The following is a 24,566-nucleotide window of genomic DNA, read 5'->3' on the forward strand; positions in this document are numbered from 1 at the left end:
TCGCCTAGAGCGATTTCTTTTTGTGTTCAATCTGTCATATTTCGAATTTGGGAATTGTCTGCAACCACTGTAAATTTAAGAAAACTGCAGCCCGCACGCCACATATTGTTTAATTTCTTCCGCATCATCCATGCTCAAGGCCGTATTTGCTATGGATCTCAGAAGTGCTCTGTCATATTGACTTAACAGACTTCTCATTTGCAACATCGCCGCACCGCTTATACTAAATTCATCCAAGCCCATTCCGAGCAGCAGCGGGGCAGCCAAAGGATGAGCAGCCATCTCGCCGCACATCCCAACTTTCTTTCCCTTCTCATGCGCTGCTGTAATGATATTGTGTATCAATCGTAGCACCGCCGGTTGCAGCGGATCGTTTAATTCGACCAAATGAGCAGCCGTTCTGCTTGCCGCCATCACGTATTGAATTAGGTCGTTCGTTCCAATACTGAAGAAATCAACCTCATCTGCTAATCGGCTGACCATTAATGCTGCTGCTGGTACCTCGATCATCATACCGATTTCCATCTTTTCATTATACGAAACGCCCTTCTCTTTAAGCTCGCGCTTAATCGCTTCCACTTCGGCTACCGCTTTTCTCCACTCAGACATAGTGGAGATCATTGGGAACAGCAATTTGATGTTTCCGCAACTGCTTGCTCTTAGAGCAGCCCGAAGTTGGGTTCTGAACTGATCGAGATGCTGAAAAGATATACGAATGCCGCGATTGCCGAGGAATGGATTATCCTCTCTCTCCAGCTTAAGTGAAGACAGCTGCTTGTCTCCACCCACATCCATCGTCCGAATAACGATTGGTGCCCCTTGACCAAAGACCGAGATTACAGCTCTGTAGGCTTCAAATTGTTCATCCTCTGAAGGAAAGTCCTCTCGCCCCATGAACAAAAACTCAGTTCGAAATAAACCGACTCCATCAGCGCCATTCAGCTTCGCAGTGTGCGCCTCTGCAACCGAACCAATATTGGAGACGACTGCTGGAAACGGCTCTTTTTCTGCTAAGGAAAACGAATGTGTATCTGGCGACGATTCCTCGGACTTTTCAAATTCTATCAACTTCTGATACATGTATTGCAGTGCCTCATAGGAATCTATCATTAATAAACCTTCCGTTCCATTCAACAAAAGCCACTGGCCATCATGTATATCAAGTAGCCCTTCTTTTATTCCCACTACGGCAGGTATGCCCATGGAACGAGTTATGATAGCCGAATGAGACATTGTCCCTCCGGCCGCCATTGCCAGACCCGCTATTACTTTGGGATTCAGCCGTACGGCTTCCGAAGGCGTAAGATCATCACATAGCAAGATCAGTCCCGCCTTGTCTTCAAGCGCTTTAAACTCCTCCTCTTCTCCCCGTAAATTCCGGATGACTCTGCGGCACACATCCTCTACATCTACCGCTCTCTCTTTCAAATAATCGTCATCCAAAAGTTGAATGTCCTTTATGATTTCCTTCATCGTTAACTCAATGGCTAGCTGGGATGAGTAATATAACTGCTTGATTTTGTCCCTTGCAACGCCGATCAATGCTGCATCTTTCAAGAGAAGCATCTGCACTTCTATAATTTCCGCATCGTCCTTCCTATTTTCCATCAATAAGCTTGAATGGATATTATTTAAATCTCTGCAAGCTTGATCAACCGCAGCATCAAAACTTTTCAATTCAGAAGGAACCATGGACGGTTTGATCATCGCGTTCCCTTGCGGACACCGCGATGCCGTCCGTATAATAAATGCTTGACCGAATGCAACCCCCTCGGACGCTGATATTCCTGTCAAATGCATGCTTTCATCCTCCAAGGTTGTGATTATTACATTCATCGAACTGCAACCATGATTGAACTTACGACTGCTGTTGGTATTTTAATGTTTTGAAGTTAAGATCATTCCAATTTCCTCTATTGCAAGCTCTGCGTGTTCCCCTTCAGCAGCAACAATAATCTGATCCTCAAATTTGGCCCCTATTGAAATCATTGCCACCAAGCTTTTAGCGTTGAACTTAATTCCCTTCTTTGTTAAATATATATCGCAAGGGTAACGAACAGCAGCCTCAACAATCTTCCTGGCAGGACGTGCATGAATACCCGTTATGTTTGTAATTGTGTAGGTTTTTTGCATAGAAGCACTCCTATAATATTGATTTAATTCTATCCTTCAGCTTTTCCGCTTCCATTCCGAAGATCGCCTGTATGGATCCTTTGCCCAAATGAATGACGCCCGCTGCTCCCAATTCTTTTAGCCTTTGCTCATCCACAAGCCCCTCATCGCGAACAATAACCCGCAAACGTGTAATGCAAGCATCAATGCTTTGGATATTGACCACACCGCCAAGCGCGTGAGCCACCATAACAGCGGTATTCTCACCTGCTGAAATTCGTTCATCGGTTATCTTCACTTTGTTCCCGTCACTTTGCTCCCGGCCAGGGGTCATCAAATTCAATTTCACTATCATAATACGGAAGAGAAAATAATACCCGACTGCAAAGATCATCCCGAACGGTATGATGAGCAAAGGTTTCGTTGCAAGCGGAAAATTAATGGCATAATCTATAAAGCCAGCTGAAAAACCAAATCCATGCTTAATGCCAAGCTCAGCGGCAATAAACGCACTTATCCCCGTAAGGATTGCATGGACAACATATAATAGCGGGGCAGCGAACATAAATGCGAATTCCAGCGGCTCTGTTATACCGGTCAAGAACGATGCTAACGCAGCACTTAGAAAAATCGATGAAATAAGCTTTCGTTTTTCAGGCTTTGCCGAATGAACGATAGCAAGTGCAGCCGCCGGAAGCGCAAACATCATGATTGGGAAAAACCCGGTCATAAACAGTCCCGCTGCAGGATCTCCAGCGAAAAAACGATTGATGTCGCCGCGATATACTTGCCCGCCGGCTTCGACATAAGTCCCGATTTGGAACCATGCAATATTATTCAAAATATGATGAAGACCAAAAGGAATCAGCAGCCGATTGGCAATCGTATAAATTAAAGCGCCAATGCCTCCAAGGCCGGTAATCCACTTTCCAAAATCATTCAGAATGACCTGGACTGGACCCCATATCAAGCCTAACCCAACCGCGATAAATACCATCGAAAATGAAGTAATGATCGGAACAAACCTTTTGCCCGAAAAAAAGCCAAGCCAATTTGGCAGTGTAATATTGTAATATTTTTTATAAAAGAAAGAAGCGACAAGCCCTGCTAGTATGCCCCCCATAACACCCATATTCAGCTCGGCGTCCAGCATAGACCAGCGCGAAAATACTTTTGCAACTTCGACAAACACAAAATTTAAGACCAAATGAGCAATAACAGCAGCCAATGCTGCAACCGCATCCCCTCCGACACCTATCCCGATACTGATCGCGAAGATAAGTGGGAGATTGTCGAAGATAGCAGAACCGCCTGCATCTAAAAATGGGGCAATATACGTATTTAGCCATCTACCGAAATCGCCGAAATGAAAGTCTTTCTCGTAATCGATATTGCCGAACCGAAGCAGAATAGATGCCGCAGGCAAGACTGCGACAGGCAACATCAAGGATTTTCCGATTTTTTGCAGGAAAGCAAACATACTTGAATCTCTCCTCAGCCAACTGACTTATTTCAGTGCGATACGTAATACATTCGGCTCCGCTGCTCGAACTTCGCGGTAATCACATTCAATATAATCAATAAGCCGCTCTCCGATGGCGATTACAATAACATGCGCGACATATCCCGCCTTGCGAATGTTATGAATATCGAACTCCATAAGAGTCTGCCCCTCTGTTACGATGTCATCTGTCTTAACCGACACATGGAAGCCTTCGCCTTTTAGATCGACTGTATTAATTCCGATATGGATAAGAAACTGTAATCCAGATGAATGCTCAATCAATATGGCATGCTTCGTATCAATAACATGACTTACTCTGCCTGTAACAGGTGCAACTACGCAGCCGTTCAAAGGTTCTATTGCTACTCCCTTCCCGATCAATTCGCGGGAAAAGGCTTCATCCTGTACCTCGTGCAGCGGAAATAATTTACCAGCAACCGGTGCCACAGCCGCAACATAGTCCTGTTTTTGTTGCGTACGATCCAGCCATCTCTGAAACATTGTGCATCGGTCACTCCCTTCCAATTGGAGGCTGGACCTGAAGAAGACGGTGTAAATGTACGGCCAAATAGCCAATCTCATCCTCAGAAACTGTAACGTCCAGTTCTTCTTTAATTAGCCCGGTTATTTGGGTGGCAAGTGCAAATAACTTTGGATAATGGGTTTTTATTTCCGCTGTCAACGGATTATGAATATGACGACCTGTCAGCAGTCGCTCAAGCGTTCCCCGAATATGTGTAATGAGTCTTATGTAATCGCTTCCCATTCTTTGCAACCTTGCTTTCATTTGTTGCTCAATATACTCTACGATTCGATTCAAAAGCCCGGTTATTCTCACCAATTGTCCTACGGTTACATTACCGGCACAAGAATGCACATGAAGCGCCAAAAAACCTACCTCGTCTTCCGGAACAAGAATACCGAACCGTTCACTAATCATAATGGCGGCTTGGGCGGCGATCTCATACTCCAGCGAAAAACTCATTTTGGTCTCGTGAAGAAACGGATTAATGATTTCCATCCCGTTTTGCAATCGGTACATAGCAAATTGAATATGATTTGGGAGCGCAAAATAGACTTTAGGCTGCACTGGCGTGCCCATCCTCTCTTTTACGCTTTCGATAATCTGCTCCGAGATTTGAATAACTTCCGGGTCAATGTTCTCAACCAGCTCCTGAAATTGTTGGGCAGGCTGCTCCTCATCCAACCGGTATCGCTTCTCGATCCGAGGATCTTCCATATCGACCCACTTGCTTCCTTTGAAGTCAAATCCGATGCCTTTGCCAACTAAAACGTACTCCTTGGACGCTCCGGGGTCTAGAGTCAGAATGACGTTATTGCCTACGATGCGATCAATTTGCAACATTCCTTTTCTGGACAAATCCATCCCTCCTGCGGAATATAGACTAGCACAAAAAAAGAAAAAGCCGAAGACTTCGACAAAAAGTGGTGTCGAATATCTTCGGCTCATGCCTAGTCAACTAGTAACACGCCTAATATTTTTATATATTATTATACGCTTCTCTTTATGTCAATAAGACTTCCAACTTTTCACTTTTTTTCAAAAGTTATTTTTTTTAGTTGACAAACTTTACTAACCCGATATATGCTAATTCCAGCCGAATACGTAAGGCAACATAACGTGCAACCGCAAGGGCATGAGTTATGTAAGCAGTGATTATGCTTACACAACTTGTGCCTTTTTTGTGTTCACGCAGTGCTGCCACATACCGGAAAATGGCAATTGAGATGAAAAAGGAGTCATGAATGATGTTCAAAAAACGAATGTTTGTGTATGGGATGATCTTGCTGTTAATACTTTCACTTGCTGCTTGCGGCAGTAAAACTGACAACCAATCGGGGCAATCCTCACCAACCCCGGCCTCCAGCAATACTCCGTCCAGTGAACCAAGCACGAACGCGGAAAAAGCCGGCTTAACCGGCGAATTCGAAATTCAATACTTCGTTGGCGGTTATGGCGACGCTTGGTGGCTGGAAGTAATCGAAGCATTCCAAAAAGCCAATCCTGAGCTTAAGATCAAACAATCTGCAGGGCCAAAAATTAATGAGCAAATGAAGCCTCGCTGGATTCAAGGCAACCCGCCTGATGTTGTCTATATTGATGGAGCCGGTTCTAACGAGCGCCAAATGATCGATGATGGACAGTTGCTTGATATTACAGACTTTCTGAGTACAGCCAATAACGTGGATGGTGAAAAACTAACAGATATTCTCATTGCACAGCCAACGGCTTATGAGGGCGGCAAAAGCTATACGCTCCCGCTTGTATTCGGCTCATGGGGACTTTTCTACGATAAGGCGCTATTCCGTGAGAATGGCTGGTCCGCTCCTAGCAACTGGGGCGAATTTATCGAAACTAGCGAGAAGATTAAAGCATCTGGCATACCTGCCTTGATTCATACTGGCGTTTATCCATACTACATTAACGGCGGACTGCTTGATTCCGCAATTGTCGCAGCCAATGGAGGGGACGGCTCGATCCTAACGCGCCAAGCAAACCTGGAAGAAGGCAGCTTCTCTGGTGAACCGGTGAAAAAAGCGCTGAATCAAATCATTGAGCTTGTCGACAAGCAGTTGATTGACAAAGGCTCCGTATCCTTGAATCATACCGATTCACAAGCACAATGGCTGCAACACAAAGCCGGATTCATTCCGAATGGTCTGTGGCTGGAGAACGAAATGAAGAAGGATATTCCAAGCGGTTTTGAATTCGGTTTCCTTCCTTCGGTCGCCCAAGATGTGGGTCAAAATAACATTGTCATTCCTTACACGAATACGATTGCCATTGCCAAGGATGCGAAAAATCCTGAAGCGGCAAAAGCATTCCTCGAATTCGCGTTCACTAAAGCAAATGCCATACGCTGGGCAGAACTAACAGGAGCGCTTATGAACATTAAAGCAGATCTTAGCTCTTCCTCTGCAAGCGAAGTCGTCAAAGATGCGATGAGCTTCTTTAACTCTAATCAAACGACCGTTGCTCCCGTTGCCGTACTGAATGCGGACGTCGAAAAAGTGAAGCAAGACGCGATTGTAGCCTTGACTGTGAGCAAAATCACGCCTGAAGAATGGATGAAACGCATGGAAGAAGCAGCAGCAAAAGCACGCAAGCAATAATTTCGATATACAAACGCATAGCGACAAACAAGCAGCCAATAAGGAAAATGCCTGCCATACGAATGGCCTCTCCCTTATTGGCTGTCTGATTGATCGACAGGTTAAGAAAGGTGAACGCGATGGCACAACAAACTAGACGCAATGCATTTATTATATTTTTCTTGCTACCCACTTTTTTGTTCTTCTGTTTATTCACCTTGTATCCAATCGTGAAAGGCATTCATATTTCTTTATTCGATTGGTCCGGCAGCTCGAAGAACATGGATTTCATCGGCCTGGATAACTTTCGCGAGCTGTTTAGCGATCCGATTATTTGGACGGCAATCAAAAACGATTATTTCCTTGTTGTTGGCAAGGTTATCGGCATCATGCTGCTTGCAACCTTCTTCGCAATAGCCGTTACACGCCTGAAGGTAGCGGGCAGTAAATTTTATCGGGTTCTCTTCTTTATTCCGAACGTTATATCTGTCGTCGTCATCGGTGTGCTATGGCGATACGTCTATAATCCGAATATGGGCTTTATCAATTCCTTCTTGTCGCTGTTTAGCAGCGAGCCGGTTCAAATTACTTGGCTGGGATCCGAGAACCTGGCCATGTGGTCACTACTGTGGCCTTCCATTTGGGCAGGTATCGGCTTTTATATGATTTTGTTAATTGCCGCGATATTAAGCATTCCAGCTGACCTTTATGAGGCTGCCAATCTGGACGGCGCTTCTCAGGGCAAACAATTCTGGTCCGTAACCCTGCCTTTGATCTGGGAGCAGATGAAGGTCAGTATTCTGCATATCGTCATGACTACCTTGAATGGTTCTTTTATTATCGTCTGGATTATGACCGAGGGCGGCCCTGACAACTCTACTCAAGTTATGGGATCTTATTTGTATCAAATGGGCTTCCGGCAATATCACATGGGATATGCAGCTGCGATTGGCGTGTTAATTCTTGTGCTTTCCCTAATTACTACACTAGTTCTTCAGCGCCTGCTTAGCAGAAATACTACCGAATTGGCTTGAGGAGTGAAATTGACAAAATGATCTTAAAAAAACAAAATCCGTTGGTTCGCATCATCACTAACGGAATACTGCTCTTATGGACTGTCGCGGTACTATACCCTCTTCTCTGGACTATGATGGGCGCTCTAAAAGATAACCAGCAGTTCTTGCTCAAGAACCCTTGGGCGCTGCCGGAATTTCCGTTGCTTTGGTCCAATTTTACTTATGTATGGAGTAAATACGGTTTTAGCGGCTTCTTTATCAATTCAATCATCGTAACCATTTTCAGCATCGCACTATCTGTTTTTCTCGCTGCTACGACAGCTTATGTATTAGCTAGGTTTACTTTTAAAACGGGACGCACGCTGTACTACTTATATCTGTCTGCTATGATGATCCCTATGATTCTAGGCCTTATTCCGCTGTTTTTCCTATTGAATGACATGGGGTTAATCAACACGCTAGCTGGTCTGATTATCGTTTACACCGCCAGCGCACTGCCCTTCGGAATATTTGTACTCGTCAGCTTTTTCAAAATGCTGCCAAAGGAACTGGAAGAAGCGGCTTTCATTGACGGCGCCGGTTACTCGCGCACCTTCTTTTCCGTCATGCTGCCGCTGGCCCGCTCCGGCTTAATATCCATAAGTATTATGAATGGGTTAAATATATGGAACGAATATATTATGGGAACGGTGTTCGTCAACGATCCGAAGCTGTATACACTGCCGGTCGGCATTGCCGTCATGCAGACGGAAATGCAGTATCGGACGGAATGGGGACCGCTATTCGCCGGCCTGCTGCTTTCCATCGTCCCGGTTCTCATCGTTTATATCATATTCCAACGACAAATCGCGGAAGGCGTAACCGCCGGCGCCGTAAAATAAAACAAACTAAAGGGATATCCCGTAGTCATTCGACCTTGTGGATATCCCTTGCGTTATTTAATCAGTGACTATTTTTAAAGCTACTGCAACCAGATCCCTCCAATCAATACCCCCGTCTCCGTTCAAAACGGCTTGCTTCACAATGCCCCAATCCGAATTGGCCGCGGTTTGCCGTAGGTTGTCTCTACAATAGCCAAATATCTATCGCTCATTTTTACATCGCCTTCCAAGCTAAATAGGGGATATCCACGGTCGATTGAACGCAGGATATCCCCTTCCATCTTATTCGGTTAAATACGACTATTGCTTGTGACTGGCCTGGTTAGTTGCGGCGCTCGATTGCCTTCAACAGCAGCGTAACCGATTCGGCGCGCGTAGCCGTATGATTAGGAGCGAACCTGTTAGCTCCCATGCCGTTCACGAGACCTTCCTTGACCGCCGCTTCCACGGATGCCTTAGCCCACTGCGGAATATCCGAGTCATCCTTGAATGAGGTTTGTTCAACAGCTTCTGCATTCAGCTTCAATGCCCGTACAGCCATTAATACCATCTCGGTGCGGCTAATTTTTGCATTCGGCCGGAAAGTGCCATCTGTATAGCCGTTAATAATACCGGCTTCAACTGCTTGAGCGATCGCTTGCCTTGCCCACTGGCCAATATCCGCTTGATCGCTAAAATTCAATACTTGGTCACTTCCTTGCAGTTTCAAAGCTTTGGTCAGCATAACGATAAACTCTGCCCTTGTAATCTCGGCATTTGGTCTGAATGTGCCGTCCGGATATCCGTTAACGAATCCTAGCACAACTGCCTGCTGAATAGACTCCTCAGCCCAATGCTTCGTTACATCTACGAAAGTCACTTCGTTGGAATCGTCGATGCTCTTCACTACAAATACGGCAAATGTTCCGAAGCGATCTACTTGAGCTGTAACCGTATTTCCGCTTACGTCACCGCCGATTTCTATCCATTCTTTCTCCGATTCATCATAGATAAACAAAGACGCTTTAGTACCGGCAGCCAGCTTGCTTGAATCGAAGTTTACCGTAACCGTAGCCGGCTTTTTAAGCTCATCGGTCAGATTATTCGAGACCTCAATGACAGAACTGATCAATTCGTCCTGATTGCGTACAAGAGCACTCGGATCAGTGATCTTCTTCAGCACGAGATGAAGCGTCTTGCCTGTTGATTCGCTTGGTATCGCAATCGTCATTTCTTTATTCAAGCTAACCGTTCCCGATTGTCCGGGAGCAAGAGTCAATTCGCCTTCCGGCTTGCTTCCCGGGATTGTAACTGGCGGCGTAACTACCGTTGCCGCTGTACCGATATCATCGGCAACAACCTTATAAGTGTAAATCCCACTAGCCGGAGTAGAATCGCTTTCTTTCACGCGAACTTCGATCTTGTCTCCTGCAACGAGCACCGGAGTTGCCAAAGTCTTTTGCGCTTCTCCCGTTCCCGAGGTCCACGCTTGTTTTTCCGCATTGGACTCACCGATAATTCTAAACTCCAAAGCAGTACTTATCGTAATCAGAGTTTGGCCCACTGCTGCGTTCACGGCCGGCCGGGTAATGGATACATCCTTCGCAGTCGGCGTATCTGGTTTTTCCATTCCCGGGACTTCTGAAGCGTTATAGGCTTCAATCGCATGATTTAATGCGACAACCACTTCATCTACCGCCTCTTGTGTCGCCAATTTATTTTCGATAAGCTTCTTGGCCAGTGCGATTGCCGCTTCCAGCGCCTCCCGCGCCGATCTTGGGTATTGACCCGGCTCATCGCCTTGCACCGTTTCTTCTAATCTTTTTGTTGCCGTTTCAATAGTTTTTGCCAATTTGGATTTGTCTGCAGCATAAGCTTCTATTTCATAGATCGAGTATCCCCAACCTGCATTAAACGGCTCCATCGCAAAGACGCGAATGTATTGAACAGGCCGTCCTCCGATATCGCTAATTGTAATCTTGCCGCCGGTAAATTCCGTGATCTCTTTCATATCGAAATATTCTATGCCATCCAAAGAGCCTTGCAATTTAAACAACTTGGCATAAGCTGCTTCCCAGGAAATGTACACCTCAGACAGTGTGTACGGATGGCCAAGGTCAACAGATATCCATTGTTCCTTAGAGCCATGCAGGCCGCTGTCTTCATTCGATCCTAATCCCGTTGCTTTCTTGGAGGACCAGCGGCTGGATAGATCTTTATCTGTACCGTCAACCGCCTTATCTCCCGTCCGGGTACTATCGGGGTATACGCTTGAGGTAGATGTCGGCTTGTGCAGAGCCAGATTTTCCCTCCGATTATCCCTGTCTTCCCCTGTAGTCCGAGTAATTGTTAAGTTATCAATGCGTCCCATTGCCTGGTTCATGATCTTCTCCGTAGGCAGCACAAAGCTGGACGAGTAACGAATATTATTAATAGGCTCCTTAGTGCTTTCTGCTACTCCAACGGATTCACCATTCACATATAGCTTCGTCATACTGGTATTGGATTCACTGGATCCTGTCCTGTACGTCAATTCCTGCGCCAGTTCAATGTTAACCCATTCGCCCGCAGGCAACTCGTAATCAAACAGAAATTCATAAGCAATCCCCAGTTCGCCGCGCTTGAACCCCAGCTTCCCGGTGCCGTTCATATTGGCATACAGGCTTCCGTCCTTCCCTGAGAACAGCTCGGTATTCTCCGGAATTTCGGATAGATTAATATCCAAAGACACCGTATATGGGAATCCGACACTGTCAAACGGCAGCGAAATATAACCGTCCCCATTCAAGGCAATTCCATTGTTATCGGTACCTTTGTCAAGTATCCCGTTTACAACTTGTGCATCGTACCTGTTAGGCGAACCGTCTTTCGAGTACCCTCCATCCAGTTCATCAAACGTATATTTCGCAATGACATCGCCACCCGATCGGACATATCGCCCCGGATTGGCTCCTCCAGCGGTATGATATAAAGCTTCTACGCGTTTCAAGAATTGTTCGGCAGTTTGTCCCTCTGTTTTTTCACCGTACCACGTTTTTTCGGCTACAATGGCAACCGCGGGTTTCATTCGATCGAAAACATCGAATTCAGAGAATCCTCCGCCAAATGATGTCATATCGTTCCAAATTGCGAACTCGGCGCCTTTGGTTTGCGGGTGGGCCATCGGCATAATAGCCGTTCCAGCTGTGTACTTGGGGTCCTCGAAATTATTGACATCGAAATTATTGTACAAATTCGTTAAATTCAGCCGATCCGGGAAATTGGCATTCGAGCCTGGCACAATATACAGCCAGCCGCCATCGGTATTAATAATGTCGTAGCCAGCCTCATACATTTCCTTAACATCTGATCTGGCTGGTGACCAAATGTTCATTGTAGCTTGATTGGTGACCGGCGTCTTGCCGTTGTACCCTCTAGTGCCCAGCTCGCCCCAGATCCTCGTTTCGTATCCCTTTCCGTTAACATATTTAATTAATTTGTCCGTATAAGCGCGCATCTCCTCCGAGTAGGCCTTATCGTATTCATCTGTTCCAACATGAAATTTTTTGGACTGAATAACCGGATCCTCTCCATCCAAATACTCATCCAGTAAATCCAATACAATATTGACTGTATGGGCATCACGAATGTCAAGGGATCCTCTCTTCAGCATCTTCACCCCGGGTATAGCTCTGAATACCTCCGAATGATAAGGCGTATCGATTTCTGTAACGACATCGATCCCGAACTTTTTCATATCGATCTGATACTGCTTGTACTCTTCCTTGGTGTAGTATCCGTCTTGAGATACAATCTGCGGGTATTTTGTACTTTCCAAACGAAACGCGGAATAGCCGGAGGTGCCCCAATAATCATTCACGTGAATCTGTACTTCATTCAACTTGAACCAAGCCATGTAAATCGACATTTCTTGAATATATTCAAGCGGAATATACATTCTTCCGACATCGATCATGCCCGCTCTGACTTCATATTTCGGATAATCGCGAGCGAATCCTTTCGGCACACTGCTATGATCTTTATCCTGATAAAGAATTTGTGTAATCGAAATTCCGCCATACAATACTCCTTTAGCTTGTGAGGACGAGATAACAATTTTGTCATCGATGTCGAGGGTATAGCCCTCTTCACCAAGAATGGCTTGTTTACCATCCAGTGCCAACACAATATCGCCTTGCTGTGCCATTCCAGTGTCAATTTGAATATCCTTGTTAAGCATACTTTTAAAGTACATTTGTATCGTCTGGGCCGTTTCATTCAAGGAATCATCGACCACCACAATCCTTGAACTTTCGGTGATCGTGAAACTACCTGTATGACCTTTCCATTCACGCAAGCCCGGCAACACGGGGGGAACGAGGTTATCTCCAGCTTCTTGCACATATTGTCCGGGGATAACAATATTAATATCCGCTTCCGATGTTGCGAAATCACTTGGATCATACTTGTTTTCAACCTTGTAGAGCACATTGACATCCATAGCAACCAATGGTTGATAGACCGAACCATCCATGGCGATGATTTCCTTCGTATCCGAGCCAAACAAACTGATTTGATAGTCGTCATGAACAGTTGGCAAAATGAGCTTCTTGCCATCCCCCGATAGTTTTAGTGCCTGTTCTTCAGCTGTTTCCAGTACATTCTCCGCTGTAACTGGTCTATCTTTGTATGCTTCTATTTCATAAATACTGGAGCCAAAAGTTCTAATGCCATCCGAATGCGTCCATTGTTTATATTGTTGATATTTAATATATCTGACAGGCTGACGATTGAAGATGATTTCCTTTATCTCGCTAATCGCGCCTGCCCGACCATTTGTTACCTTATATACGCTTTCATACTGATTGCCGTCAGGCGAAACGAAGACTTCGTAATCGGGCGAGATGGCATGGAAGCTCAATTTAATTACGCTAACCTCAACGCCTGCGCCCAGATCAACGATTAGCCATTGATCATCAGCCTTATCTGCCGACCAGCGTGTGGCCAAATCTCCGTCTACAGTCTTTTCACCGGCAAATTGCGGATACTTCCAGTTCGCCCCGGTCTTGCCCCCCTCAACTCCCGAGTAGGTAACGGGTTTCCCAAGAGCTAAATTTTCGTTGGACTCCGCACGCTTCGTCTTTAGCTGATCGATGGCCTCGACTAAGCTTTGGATAGCCTCATCAATCTCAGCTTGTTCTGCATCAGCATGAACAAATACGTACTCTGCCTTCTGTATGCTATCTTGTAGAAGCGCATAACTTTCTTCCGTATATTGTACAGCCTGATAGCCTTTCGCTTCATTTAAGCGGATCTCCAACAATTCTTTGGAAGGAACCGATGGAGCTTCGTTCGCATATTTGTTATACACTTCCAGCTCGCGAATACTAGAGCCAAAATATCTAACCCCATCCGAATGCAACCATTGTTTATATTGTTGATATTTAATATATCTAACAGATTGGCGGTCAAAGGTGATTTCTGTAATCCCGATATTCGTGCCTTCCAGGCCGTCCGTTACCTTATATATGCTTTCATATTGAGTACCGTCTTGCGAAACAAACACTTCGTAATCGGGCGAGACGGCGTGGAAATCAATGACGATTTCATTCACTTCTTGCACTTTACCCAGATCGATGATTAACCATTGATCGTCTATCTTTTCCCCCGACCAGCGTGTGCTCGCATTCCCGTCTACAACCATTTCACCGACAAATTGCGGGTACTTCCAATTGTCACCTGCTTTTCCGCCTTCAACACCCGAGTAGGTGACCGATTTCCCCAGCGCTAAATTAATAGGATTCGATTCGCCTCCCTCCGCTGATATCGCTATTCCCTGAAACATGTTGACGATTAACAAAAGAACACAAAGGATTGCGACATTCATTTTTCCCCTTGCCCTGATTTCCATGTAAACCCTCCTTAGATTTCGGTTAATGAATCTAATCCAGCAATTAGTTGAACCCAAGTATGACGACTGTGGCATTTGGCAAAAGCCATACCATTCTTCTTTTCTTCCCCCCTTATTTTTTTGTTTTGCGACATTGGCCGTCACCCATGATCGCGAGTCCTGAACTAGGCCCTCATAGACCAGTTGTGTAAGTTTGGCTATTTTTGTGAACACAAAAAGGGGCATTAGTAAAAAGTACATACTTTTTACTAATGCCCCTTATATCTAGCCCTCTGGGTAACACGTAAATGTCATATTTAATTTACATCGAACCATATCGCTTGATTTACTTCATGATCCTTATATTATAGCAGAACCCCACCCCTGTCAAGATTTGTCACATGTCCTGGCAGCACGACACTTCGACAAAATTATATGCTGGCCAGCTGTTTATAGCTACAACCATAAAGTTTGATTAAGGTAGCATTAATTGACTCCCAAATCATTATATGAAATTATATTGATGGGTGATGACATGATGGAGTTAATAAATAACAGAGATACGGATTGTATGGCTGGCAGCAGGGGAGGCAGCCGCAAAGGGGCAGGCCGCAAGCCAATAGGTACAACTCGAAAAATATCATTAACCTTGCCGCAGGAATGCTGGGAAGAAATAGACCGCTACTGCCGCAAAGGCGATTATTCCGTTTCCGAGGTGCTGAGATCCATTATAGAAGACAACCTTCATAATGCCGATCTCTTATAATTAGTAGGCGAAGGAGGTTCAATTTTATGATTCGGAACTATTTAGACTTAGAAGATGGACGACTTTTTTACGAAGTTTCCGGAAAAGGAGACCCCATCTTACTCATTCATGGAAACTTTAATGACCATCAAATCTGGAACGAACAGGTTGACACTTTTTCCGCACATTATAAAATAATCCGTTATGATTTGCGGGGATATGGTCTTTCCAGCACACCAAACTCTTCATTCGCTAATGTCGACGATCTAAAAGCACTAATTGAGCACCTAAAACTCCATAAAGTTACTCTAATCGGTTCTTCCTTGGGTGGTGGCGTTGCTATAGATTTTGCTCTCACGTATCCCCATCTGGTTCAAGCCCTTATTCTGGCTTCGCCCTCTATAAACGGCAAACTTTATCCTATTAACATGACGTGGCAAGGAATTAAAAATTATTTCAATGTTCGTCTGAATGGACATCAGAAAGCTATCGAAGCATTCATCACAAATCATTTCTGGCAATACTTCTTTCCTTCCGAAAGAAAAGAAGAAGCTCGAAAAAAGGTGCTCGATAATGTCAGGAAAACTAGCAACTTCTGTCGCTTCTCTCCAAACCTTTCTGCCGCTGTTAAACCCTACGCCATCAGCCGGTTACGAGAGATTAACATTCCGGCCCTTATAATCACTTCTGATCAAGATCATCCATATAACATAAAGACTGCCGAAAACTTGCATAAAAGCATAGAGCTATCATCCAAAGTCATGATGCAGAACTGCGGCCACCTCCCCTTTATCGAGGAACCGCATGAATTCAATCAATTAGTTCTTGATTTCCTTTCAAATACATAGCAATTTAAAAATTTATGGAGGCTACACTATGTTACCTTCAGACATACAACTGCACATGTGACGGGTTGTCCCTATTGTTTGCTAATACCCCAGCAAATAAATCGCAAGAAAGCCGGCCTCTCGCAGCCGGCTTCAACCATTATCTTTTGTAAGCTCTCCGTAATTCCTCAAGATCAAATTTCTTCATATTAAGAAATGCTTTTGTTACGGAAGCAATTTGCTCCGGTGTACCCTTGCTCATCATCTCGTCCATCTCTCTCGGCACGATTTGCCAGGACATGCCGTAATTATCTTTCAGCCAGCCACATTGCTCGGCTTCAGGAACCGCTGAGAGCTTTTCCCAATAGTAGTCAATTTCATCTTGCGTGTCACAATACACCATAAATGAAATTGCCTCGTTGAAACTAAATCTGTGCTCATGTGCGCTGTCCATCGCGGCAAACCACTGATTTTCAAGCATGAAATCAGCAAACATGATCGTCCCTTCTTTATCGGGCTCCATGCCTTTGGGGTAGCGAGCAGTAAGTCCCTGCCTGGAATTCTTAAATACTGACAAGTAAAAATCAATCGCCTCTTCTGTTTTACCGCATACATTACCGACAAACAATATCGACGGTATTATCGTAGGGCGTTCTTCGCCATCCGGGTTAGTAAGAATTAACTGCCACGTTAGCCCGTACTTGTCCTGAATCCAGCCATATCTCTCACTGAATGGATACTTATCAAGCGGCATTAAGGCTGTGCCGCCATCGGATAGTTTATTCCAAATCTCATCAATTCTCTCTCTCGCATCTTTGTCTCGAGAAGGATCAAAATTAACCATGAAAGACACCGACGGATTGATTTTAAAATAGGGTCCTGCGCTGATCGCCATAAACTTCTGACCCCATATTTCAAAAGAGACTATTTCACTATCGCCTGATGGTGTATTTTGTAATGTAGTTACATTCGTAATGTTTGAGTCCGGGAACAAGGAAGCGTAAAACTCTGCTGCTTCTTTTGCCTCCTTGTCGTACCAAAGATGCGGAACGATTTTTTGATCTGTTAAACGAATTGACATTATTCAGCAGCCCCTTTATGGAGAAATTTTGAACCCCTATATTGTTATATACCATAATTAAGCCGTTCAAACACTAGTTAGGAATAAACGAATTACATATTGGAAAGTAAATACGCCCATTCACTTATCTCCGCTCCTACATACAATGTTTTAGCCCATCAATAAAGGAGTGAATAGATCTTGCCATTTTTACCACCCACAGGTCCACCAGGATTCCCTGGATTCCCTGGATTTCCAGGGCAGCCGGGGCAGCAAGGGCCCACGGGACCTACCTCACCTCCCCCGGGATTCATCCCTCAGCAGCCTGCGGTCTCGCCACTTGCTGTCGACCCTGGTGCGATTGCTGGCTGTTTATTCCGGAATACGTACGTTTGGCTCGTGAATAGAAATCAATTCTGGTTTTTCCCGATTTTCGTAGGGCGAACCTCGGTTGCGGGGTTTCAGTGGAACGGAAGGTTTTGGATGTATACTGGTTTGAGTTTGCAGTCAATCCAATCATTCACCTGTTTCTAAATAAACTCTAGAAAAAGCTCCGTTCCGCTAGGAATGGAACTTTTTCGTGTTTGTTTACAGCTGGTTCTTCAGTAACTTGCATTTTGTAACAGCAAAAATCCGCAGCCTCATGAGGTTGTGGATTTACATGTTATTTGCTGCTAAAGCGAGTGACAAACGAAAGACCGTAACATTCTGTTATTTTCATCTTGGCCCTCTTTTTCAATAGAACGTTGACCACCAACGCTATAGAACTACAGACTTCCCGCCGTCAATATTCACTGAGGTTCCCGTTACAAAGGATGCCGCTGCAGAAACTAGAAAAACGATAACATTAGCGGCTTCTTCAGCCTGACCAATCCTTCCAAGTGGAATTTGGTGCTGAGCATCTCTCGCAAACTGCTCCCATGTCAGTTCAGGAGCAGAAGCTTTCCAAAAGCGCTCAGTCTGATCACTTCGAATCATACCAATACAAACCGCATTGACGCGAATATTGTCCGACGCCAAATCCTTGCTCATCGCTTTAGTAAGAGCTAATCCAGCTGCTCTGCTTACCGAAGACGGAAGTGAAGAGGCACCTGGCGCTTTGCCGCTTATTGCCGTCACATTAACAATAGCTCCGCTACCTGCATTCCTCATAAAAGGTATTGCGGCTTGAGAGAAGTAAACAGTACCCATCAGCTTCAGATCGATATCGCTATCCCATTTTTCCCTTCCCACTTTGTCAAAAGGTTGAGCCGCCGCTGAACCTGCATTATTAATGAGAATATCAATGCCACCGAACTGCTCTGCCGCCGTTACTACTGCACGTTGTGCCTCTGTTTCTATACTAACATCCGCTGTAATAATGAATGGTGCTACGCCTGTATGCTCAGTAATCTGTGCTTTTGCTTTCTGAAGCGATTCTTCATTTCGTGCAACAATAGCAACCTGCGCCCCTTCTTCGATAAGTAATTTTGCTGTAGCAAACCCTATCCCCTTGCTTCCCCCAGTAATGATTGCTTTTTTCCCTTTTAACCCCAGATCCATGCTAACTACATCCTTTCATTCGTTTTTTTAGAATTTATTGTTCATAGTTTCTAATAATAATAACAGCGTTATGTCCACCAAAACCAAATGAATTTGACATTACCGTCCGCAGTGAAGCTTTTCTAGCAAGATTTGGCACATAGTCAAGATCGCATTGTTCATCCTGCTCCTGCAAATTTATCGTCGGTGGAATTAACCCTTCATTTAAACTCTTAACAAGGGCAATCGCCTCCACTCCTCCTGCCGCACCAAGCATGTGACCAAGCATTGATTTGTTCGCTGTAATTGGTATTCTGTAAGCATCCTCACCAAATAGTCGTTTAATAGCGACCGTCTCAGAACGATCTCCCACCTCGGTGCTTGTTGCATGTGCACTAATCAAATCAATTTCTGCAGCAGATATACCTGCATCTTTAAGAGCAGCACGCATTGCAAGAAAGGCACCTTCTCCGTCAGGATGAGTCGCCACAATATGATAAGCATCTGAACTAGCCCCATATCCAATGACTTCGCCGTAAATATGGGCATTCCGAGCATTAGCATGTGTCAAAGCTTCCAACGTAAATATACCCGCACCTTCGGAAATAACAAAACCGTCACGGTTTTTATCAAAAGGTCTGCTCGCACGCTCAGGGTCATCGTTACGAGTTGAAACCGCTGTAGCGTTGCCAAAGCTTGCTAACGAAATATCTGTAATTGCTGCTTCAGCCCCACCTGCAAGCACAACATCTGCGATTCCTAATCGAATAAGTCGCATTGCTTCTCCAATCGCCGTATTACCAATTGAGCAGGCAGTAACAGGAGACATCGTTGGTCCCGTAATACCATAACGAATACTAATTGCAGCCGCCGCAATATTAGCAATCATCATTGGTACAAGCAATGGGCTAACACGCTCAGGACCTCTTCTTTTTAGCTGCTCATCCTGTTCAAGCAGTGTTTGGATACCGCCAATTCCAGAGCCTACATATACCGCAACTCGCTCACGTTCCATTTTATCCAATTCAAGCCCTGCGTCCTCAATCGCCTGCTGTGCAGCCGCTACCGCAAACTGAGTATAGCGATCCATTCGACGAGCCTCCTTGCGACCAAATATCGACTCTGAGTCAAAATTTTTTACTGCTCCAGCAATTTTTGTTTTGTATCTGGTCATATCAAATGTTTCGATCATCGATATTCCAGATTTTCCGGCAGATATATTATCCCAAAATGTTTTAACATCGTTGCCAATCGGTGAAATAACTCCCATTCCTGTAATGACTACACGTTCCATAAAATTAGCCTCCCTCATAAGCTAGTCTGTTTCTGACTACCTAAAGCACTATTATAATACTAGGTACTAGTACCAGGTATTAATCAATGATTTGAACATATTTTGCCACAGCATTTATCCTATTACAAGTTGTTGTTTATACTAGTATAATAAGTAATAGCTTAGTACGAATCGTAAATTGGAGGGTATTATGAATCAACAAAGTCAAAATAGATTACAAGCCCTGTCCACCTTCCTTAAAGCTAAACGTGCGAAAATTATGCCCCAAAGCGTAGGACTGCCCTCCGGAACCCGGCGTCGTACACCTGGTTTGCGCCGAGAAGAGGTGGCTCAGCTAGCAGGGGTAAGCTTAACCTGGTACACATGGCTGGAGCAAGGACGCGATATTAAAGTATCATCTTCCGTTCTGGATGCTATAGCTTCTGCACTTCAACTCACTACAGACGAACGTAAGTATTTATTTGCACTGGCACTGGAAAGCTCGGCCACGATCCAACCTTTTAAGGATGAGCAGCAATCCGAGGTAAGCCCTTCGCTTGCTCGAATATTAAGAGAGCTGCACACTTGTCCAACCATTATTTCAGATCGACGCTGTCAAATTGTTGGGTGGAATGAAGCCGCAGCACATGTTTTTTTGGATTTTGAGCAGCTGCCTCCATCAGAGAGAAACTTGGTGCGGCTACTCTTTACACGCAAGGAGCTTCAGAGGCTGGCAGTTAATTGGGAGCACTTTGCTAGTGGATTTTTGGCGATTTTCCGTGCCTATTATGGACAGTATGTTGAAGATGATTGGTACGAGGGATTTTTGAAGGAAATGAAAGAAGCTCATCCAGATTTTAATAGACTGTGGGAGCAGAGCCGAGTTAGCTCGGCTCCTGAGGTCGTGCTTGAATTTCGACATGCCAAAGCAGGAAAAATGCTCTTTCAATTGACCTCGCTACAGGTACAAGGCGATACCGATCTGCGTTGCAGTATTTATACACCCGCTGCTGATTCTACAACAGAGAGCAAGCTGAGGCAGTTGATGACAATACAGCAACATTGAAATGATCGTCGGAGAATTCCCTTAATCCAACCATCCCTTACTACGTGCAATATCTATCGCTTCGATCCGTGTATTTGCTCCAAGCTTCCCAATCGCTTCCGACATATAGTTCCGTACCGTTCCATAGGATAGGAACAACTTTTCACCAATTTCTTGAAGAGTTAAGCCTTGGGAAGCCAGCTTTATAACATCGCGCTCGCGGGGTGATAATGGACATGGGTCATCCCATACCGCGAGGGACAATTCCGCATTAATCACGCGTTTTCCATCATAGACCCGGCGAATCGCATCAGACAGTTCGTCACTGCCCGTATCTTTAAGAAGATATCCGTAAACCCCTGCCTGCATAGCCCGCTGAAAATATCCAGGACGCGCGAATGTCGTCAAGATAATTACACGACAATCTGATTTGTTTTTTTGAAGCACTTCCGCAATATCCAATCCTGTTTTCAGCGGCATTTCAATATCCATGACAACAATGTCCGGTTTATGCTGCTGAATCAGGGATATCACTTCTTCCCCATTTTCGGCCTGACCAACTACTTCAATATCATCTTCCAAAGAAAGTAGCGTTGCAAGTGCTCCTCTTAATAACTTTTGATCTTCTGCCAAAATAATACGAATCATCTAAGCGTTACCTGCCTTTTCATTGCGAATTACCCTAGGTATATGCAAGATTACATCTGTTCCCTTGCCTGGGGATGAAGAAAGCGACATATGGCCATCTATCATAACAAGCCGTTGCCGTAATCCGGCGATGCCGTTGCTGCTGGTATAGAGTTGATCCGCATCTACCCCAATGCCGTCATCACTTACAGATACACGGACTTCGCCTTCTTGAATGTCCAAATGAATGTTGCACTTTTTTGCCCCACTATGCCGCACCACATTCGTTATGGTCTCACGAAAACACATCGCTAGAATCGTCTCCTGCAGCGGGGTTAACGGAAGCTGATTGTTCAGTAAAGCGTCTCCTACCCCTATTTCAGTAGGATTGGGATTTGAAACCGATTGATATTGTAATGTCAAGGATATGCCAGCAGTAGAACATAATGATACTGCATGCTTATATTCATCAGTGAAGTATACAACTTTCATCTCTGTAACCAATTCACGCATTTGTTTCAAGGCTGCACGCGCTGTTTCCCGTATCTCACGAGCTTCTTGCATCGCTCTTTCGGGATGACGATTGACCAGCTTCTCTACAACCTCCCCTTTCAATGCAATTAAAGATAGCGTATGTCCTAAAGTATCATGTAATTCACGTGCTATCCGCTGGCGTTCTTCCTGCTGCGCCATTCGTTCTGCGGTTTCTGCTCGCAATTGCGCAGACATCTGCTGAAATCGAATCGATGTTCGAATGATATACGGAAGTATACAAACACCGAATAAAGGTACCAGTCCTATCCAAAATTGGCTCCCCGCCTGAGCCAAGTAAGGAACAGCAATAGCCCCCATAATGATGGGGAATACAATCGTAATGGAAAGTAATATCGGCATTCTTTGTTTGCTAAGCGGAACGGCAATCATAAAGCCTATAAATGTATACATAGGGTGGAATACAGCAGCTAAAATTAAAAGTATACCTACCTGAGTCATCAAGATTTGTGGAGCCCACTTTGCATGAAAGTAGAATTGACGAAACAGTAGGGCGAATAGGCCTAACAGAACAAAGCCAAGCCACTGTATACTAGGTGGCTCATGAAGTAAAAAGTACATCGGAATAATTAGATTTGTTAACAAAAAATAAGGGGCGACTCCCTCTGATCTTGGAAAGAGACGCCATTTCTCTCGATTCAATTACACCGCTTCCCGTCGATTAAATATATATACAGATAGTATCATAAATAAGAGACCGCATCCTGTTAATATTATGAAGTCAATGCTTGCAGGAACTTTCCCAGCGATCATATTCCATGCTCCATTGGCGTAACGGTGGGATGGAAGCCATTCCCCGATCGAGCCCATCCAACTTGGCAAAGTGCTAAGCGGCATCCATAGCCCCCCCATAATGGCAAGACCCATCTGTAATACATTTCCGATTGCAACGGAAGTATTAGCATTTTTAAGCGTTCCTAACAATGCACCAAGCGCCAGAAAAGATATGCTCCCGATCCATAACCATAATCCGCATAAAATCCATTGCCCAGCTGACAATTGTATATCATGAACAAGGCCAGCAGATAAAAATATAACAACAATTACGATCAAGTGAACAGCCATTTGCGATACAACCTTGCTGCCAATCCAGACTGCAGGAGATAGTGGAGTTAGCTTCAACAGGCGTACCCACCCATCTTGATGCTCGAACGACAGACGGATGCCGAATTGAGATACTGCTGTACCAATCAGACTGAATGCAGTCATCGACATCAATGAAAAAACACCCCAGGTTGTTGATTGAATCGATTTATCTACCCCATTCATACTCGCAAATAAAAAGTAAAAAGCAAGCGGCATCGCAATGGAGAAGAGTAAGAAAAATGGACTGCGGATAATTCGTAAACTTTCTGCTTTGGTCTGGGCAACAAACATATGTAACATAGCTATTTTCCTCCTAAAGATGTTTTTTATCTTATAATCGTTGGTTTATGTGAGTCTGTAAGACTTAGGAATGTATCTTCTAAGCTGGCAGATTGTATATCAATATCTGAAATTCCCCATTCAGACTGCATCAGTGTAAATAACAATACATCTGTCTCTTTGGCATAAAGACGAATTCGCTCGCCGCTGCACTCTGCTTTTTCTACACCGGGCAATGTGAGCCATTCCTGCTCAGCTGGCGCGTTCGCCGCTCGAAATGAAACCGTTCTAAGCGTTGTTTGTGCCTTTAAACGTTCTGGAGTCCCTTCCGCAACAACCTGTCCACTGGCGATTACTGCGATATGATCTGCGACAGCATCAGCTTCCTCTAAATAATGTGTCGTTAAGAGCACAGTGCGTCCGTCATTTGCCAGCGCTTGGATGGTGTCCCAAAAGCGACCACGAGCCTCGATATCCATTCCGACAGTAGGTTCATCAAGCAGGAGAAGCTCTGGATTCCCCGCCAAGCTTTGGGCGAAAGCCAATCTACGGCGTTGTCCTCCGGACAGGGAGGATGCGCGCCGTTTCTCATCCGCATGGAGACCCGAAATATCTAACAATCGCTCTAGAGGCATCGGATTACGATAATAACTTCGGAACAATTGAAGCACTTCTTTGACCGTAAGTCCATCTGCCGCTTTAACATCCTGCATAAGCGCTCCGACACGTTGCCGTAATTCCTTTGTTCCAGACGGCATCCCCAAAACTCTGATTTCTCCTGATGTTGGCTTTGCCATTCCGAGTATCATGGAAATGGTTGTTGTCTTGCCTGCGCCATTCGGTCCGAGCAATGCGGATATTTGACCTTTCTCAAATGATAGATTCATATGATCAACGGCACTGTAGTCGCCAAATTTCTTTACTAGATTTATACATTCAATTGCCTTTTTCATTTTGTACTAACCTCCGCTAATCTCTTTTCGTTACTTGATGTCCTTATTATATTGAAATAATGCTAGATTCAATTAGTGTGGGTTGTCACAAAATGAATATGACAAATGTCAGAAAAAGAAGAC

Annotated in this window: 20 protein-coding genes; 7 read left to right on the forward strand and 13 right to left on the reverse strand. The window is 44.7% G+C overall.

Annotated features, from left to right (window positions below; all coding sequences use genetic code 11):
• Positions 1-75 precede the first annotated feature (75 nt).
• Genes ptsP through V1L65_RS17380 form a run of 5 tightly spaced genes read right to left on the reverse strand, consistent with a single transcriptional unit; the run spans position 76 to position 5,003 of the window.
• Positions 76-1,836 carry a phosphoenolpyruvate--protein phosphotransferase gene (gene ptsP / locus V1L65_RS17360; RefSeq protein WP_331700473.1) on the reverse strand — a complete coding sequence of 587 codons (1,761 nt, stop codon included), beginning with the start codon at positions 1,834-1,836 and terminating at the stop codon, positions 76-78.
• A 42-nt stretch (positions 1,837-1,878) separates the two neighbouring features.
• The gene (locus V1L65_RS17365) at positions 1,879-2,133 is read right to left on the reverse strand and encodes an HPr family phosphocarrier protein (protein WP_331700474.1); all 255 of its coding nucleotides are present in this window, start codon (positions 2,131-2,133) and stop codon (positions 1,879-1,881) included.
• Between the two features lie 10 nt (positions 2,134-2,143).
• Positions 2,144-3,592 (reverse strand): PTS transporter subunit EIIC, encoded by a 1,449-nt coding sequence (locus V1L65_RS17370; protein WP_331700475.1) that lies wholly within the window; start codon positions 3,590-3,592, stop codon positions 2,144-2,146.
• Between the two features lie 27 nt (positions 3,593-3,619).
• Positions 3,620-4,117 carry a PTS sugar transporter subunit IIA gene (locus V1L65_RS17375; RefSeq protein WP_331700476.1) on the reverse strand — a complete coding sequence of 166 codons (498 nt, stop codon included), beginning with the start codon at positions 4,115-4,117 and terminating at the stop codon, positions 3,620-3,622.
• Positions 4,118-4,127: 10 nt separating this feature from the next.
• Positions 4,128-5,003 (reverse strand): PRD domain-containing protein, encoded by an 876-nt coding sequence (locus tag V1L65_RS17380; RefSeq protein ID WP_432502401.1) that lies wholly within the window; start codon positions 5,001-5,003, stop codon positions 4,128-4,130.
• A 380-nt stretch (positions 5,004-5,383) separates the two neighbouring features.
• Between V1L65_RS17380 and V1L65_RS17385 the strand changes: the two genes are divergently transcribed.
• The 3 genes from V1L65_RS17385 to V1L65_RS17395 all read left to right on the forward strand — a co-directional run bounded on the left by V1L65_RS17385 (position 5,384) and on the right by V1L65_RS17395 (position 8,627).
• A complete protein-coding gene (locus tag V1L65_RS17385; RefSeq protein ID WP_331700478.1) occupies positions 5,384-6,751 on the forward strand; it encodes an extracellular solute-binding protein in 1,368 nt (455 codons plus the stop codon).
• Between the two features lie 119 nt (positions 6,752-6,870).
• Positions 6,871-7,764, forward strand: coding sequence for a carbohydrate ABC transporter permease (locus tag V1L65_RS17390; RefSeq protein WP_331700479.1), 894 nt, complete (start codon positions 6,871-6,873; stop codon positions 7,762-7,764).
• A gap of 17 nt (positions 7,765-7,781) precedes the next feature.
• Complete coding sequence (locus tag V1L65_RS17395; protein WP_331700480.1) at positions 7,782-8,627, forward strand: carbohydrate ABC transporter permease; 846 nt, start codon at positions 7,782-7,784, stop codon at positions 8,625-8,627.
• A gap of 322 nt (positions 8,628-8,949) precedes the next feature.
• Here the strand turns inward: V1L65_RS17395 and V1L65_RS17400 are convergent, their stop codons facing one another.
• Positions 8,950-14,496: a galactose-binding domain-containing protein gene (locus tag V1L65_RS17400; protein ID WP_331700481.1), complete on the reverse strand. Its 5,547-nt coding sequence runs from the start codon at positions 14,494-14,496 to the stop codon at positions 8,950-8,952.
• 550 nt (positions 14,497-15,046) lie between these two features.
• Between V1L65_RS17400 and V1L65_RS17405 the strand changes: the two genes are divergently transcribed.
• Both V1L65_RS17405 and V1L65_RS17410 read left to right on the forward strand, forming a co-directional pair.
• Positions 15,047-15,241: a ribbon-helix-helix domain-containing protein gene (locus V1L65_RS17405; RefSeq protein ID WP_331700482.1), complete on the forward strand. Its 195-nt coding sequence runs from the start codon at positions 15,047-15,049 to the stop codon at positions 15,239-15,241.
• Between the two features lie 26 nt (positions 15,242-15,267).
• Positions 15,268-16,068 (forward strand): alpha/beta fold hydrolase, encoded by an 801-nt coding sequence (locus V1L65_RS17410; RefSeq protein ID WP_331700483.1) that lies wholly within the window; start codon positions 15,268-15,270, stop codon positions 16,066-16,068.
• A 139-nt stretch (positions 16,069-16,207) separates the two neighbouring features.
• On the opposite strand, the gene V1L65_RS17415 is transcribed toward V1L65_RS17410, so the two are convergent.
• On the reverse strand, positions 16,208-17,128 hold the full coding sequence (locus tag V1L65_RS17415) for a VOC family protein (protein WP_331700484.1): 921 nt from the start codon (positions 17,126-17,128) through the stop codon (positions 16,208-16,210).
• A 177-nt stretch (positions 17,129-17,305) separates the two neighbouring features.
• Here V1L65_RS17415 and V1L65_RS17420 point away from each other — a divergent pair, with 177 nt between their 5' ends.
• Positions 17,306-17,641, forward strand: coding sequence for a transporter (locus V1L65_RS17420; protein ID WP_331700510.1), 336 nt, complete (start codon positions 17,306-17,308; stop codon positions 17,639-17,641).
• A 225-nt stretch (positions 17,642-17,866) separates the two neighbouring features.
• On the opposite strand, the gene V1L65_RS17425 is transcribed toward V1L65_RS17420, so the two are convergent.
• Both V1L65_RS17425 and fabF read right to left on the reverse strand, forming a co-directional pair.
• Positions 17,867-18,649 carry an SDR family NAD(P)-dependent oxidoreductase gene (locus V1L65_RS17425; protein WP_331700485.1) on the reverse strand — a complete coding sequence of 261 codons (783 nt, stop codon included), beginning with the start codon at positions 18,647-18,649 and terminating at the stop codon, positions 17,867-17,869.
• Positions 18,650-18,683: 34 nt separating this feature from the next.
• Entirely contained in the window at positions 18,684-19,922 is a 1,239-nt protein-coding gene (gene fabF, locus V1L65_RS17430) for a beta-ketoacyl-ACP synthase II (RefSeq protein WP_331700486.1), read from the reverse strand.
• A gap of 190 nt (positions 19,923-20,112) precedes the next feature.
• On the opposite strand from fabF, the gene V1L65_RS17435 reads away from it, so the two are divergent.
• On the forward strand, positions 20,113-20,967 hold the full coding sequence (locus tag V1L65_RS17435; RefSeq protein ID WP_331700487.1) for a helix-turn-helix transcriptional regulator: 855 nt from the start codon (positions 20,113-20,115) through the stop codon (positions 20,965-20,967).
• Positions 20,968-20,988: 21 nt separating this feature from the next.
• Here the strand turns inward: V1L65_RS17435 and V1L65_RS17440 are convergent, their stop codons facing one another.
• The 4 genes from V1L65_RS17440 to V1L65_RS17455 are packed head-to-tail and all read right to left on the reverse strand — an operon-like array spanning position 20,989 to position 24,443.
• On the reverse strand, positions 20,989-21,594 hold the full coding sequence (locus tag V1L65_RS17440; RefSeq protein WP_331700488.1) for a response regulator transcription factor: 606 nt from the start codon (positions 21,592-21,594) through the stop codon (positions 20,989-20,991).
• Complete coding sequence (locus V1L65_RS17445; RefSeq protein WP_432502419.1) at positions 21,595-22,767, reverse strand: sensor histidine kinase; 1,173 nt, start codon at positions 22,765-22,767, stop codon at positions 21,595-21,597.
• Positions 22,768-23,511: an ABC transporter permease gene (locus V1L65_RS17450; RefSeq protein ID WP_331700490.1), complete on the reverse strand. Its 744-nt coding sequence runs from the start codon at positions 23,509-23,511 to the stop codon at positions 22,768-22,770. It abuts the gene before it with no gap.
• 26 nt (positions 23,512-23,537) lie between these two features.
• Complete coding sequence (locus tag V1L65_RS17455; protein WP_331700491.1) at positions 23,538-24,443, reverse strand: ABC transporter ATP-binding protein; 906 nt, start codon at positions 24,441-24,443, stop codon at positions 23,538-23,540.
• Positions 24,444-24,566 lie beyond the last annotated feature (123 nt).

Origin of the sequence: Paenibacillus sp. IITD108, from assembly GCF_036541265.1 — a bacterium.
Lineage (GTDB): Bacteria > Bacillota > Bacilli > Paenibacillales > Paenibacillaceae > Pristimantibacillus.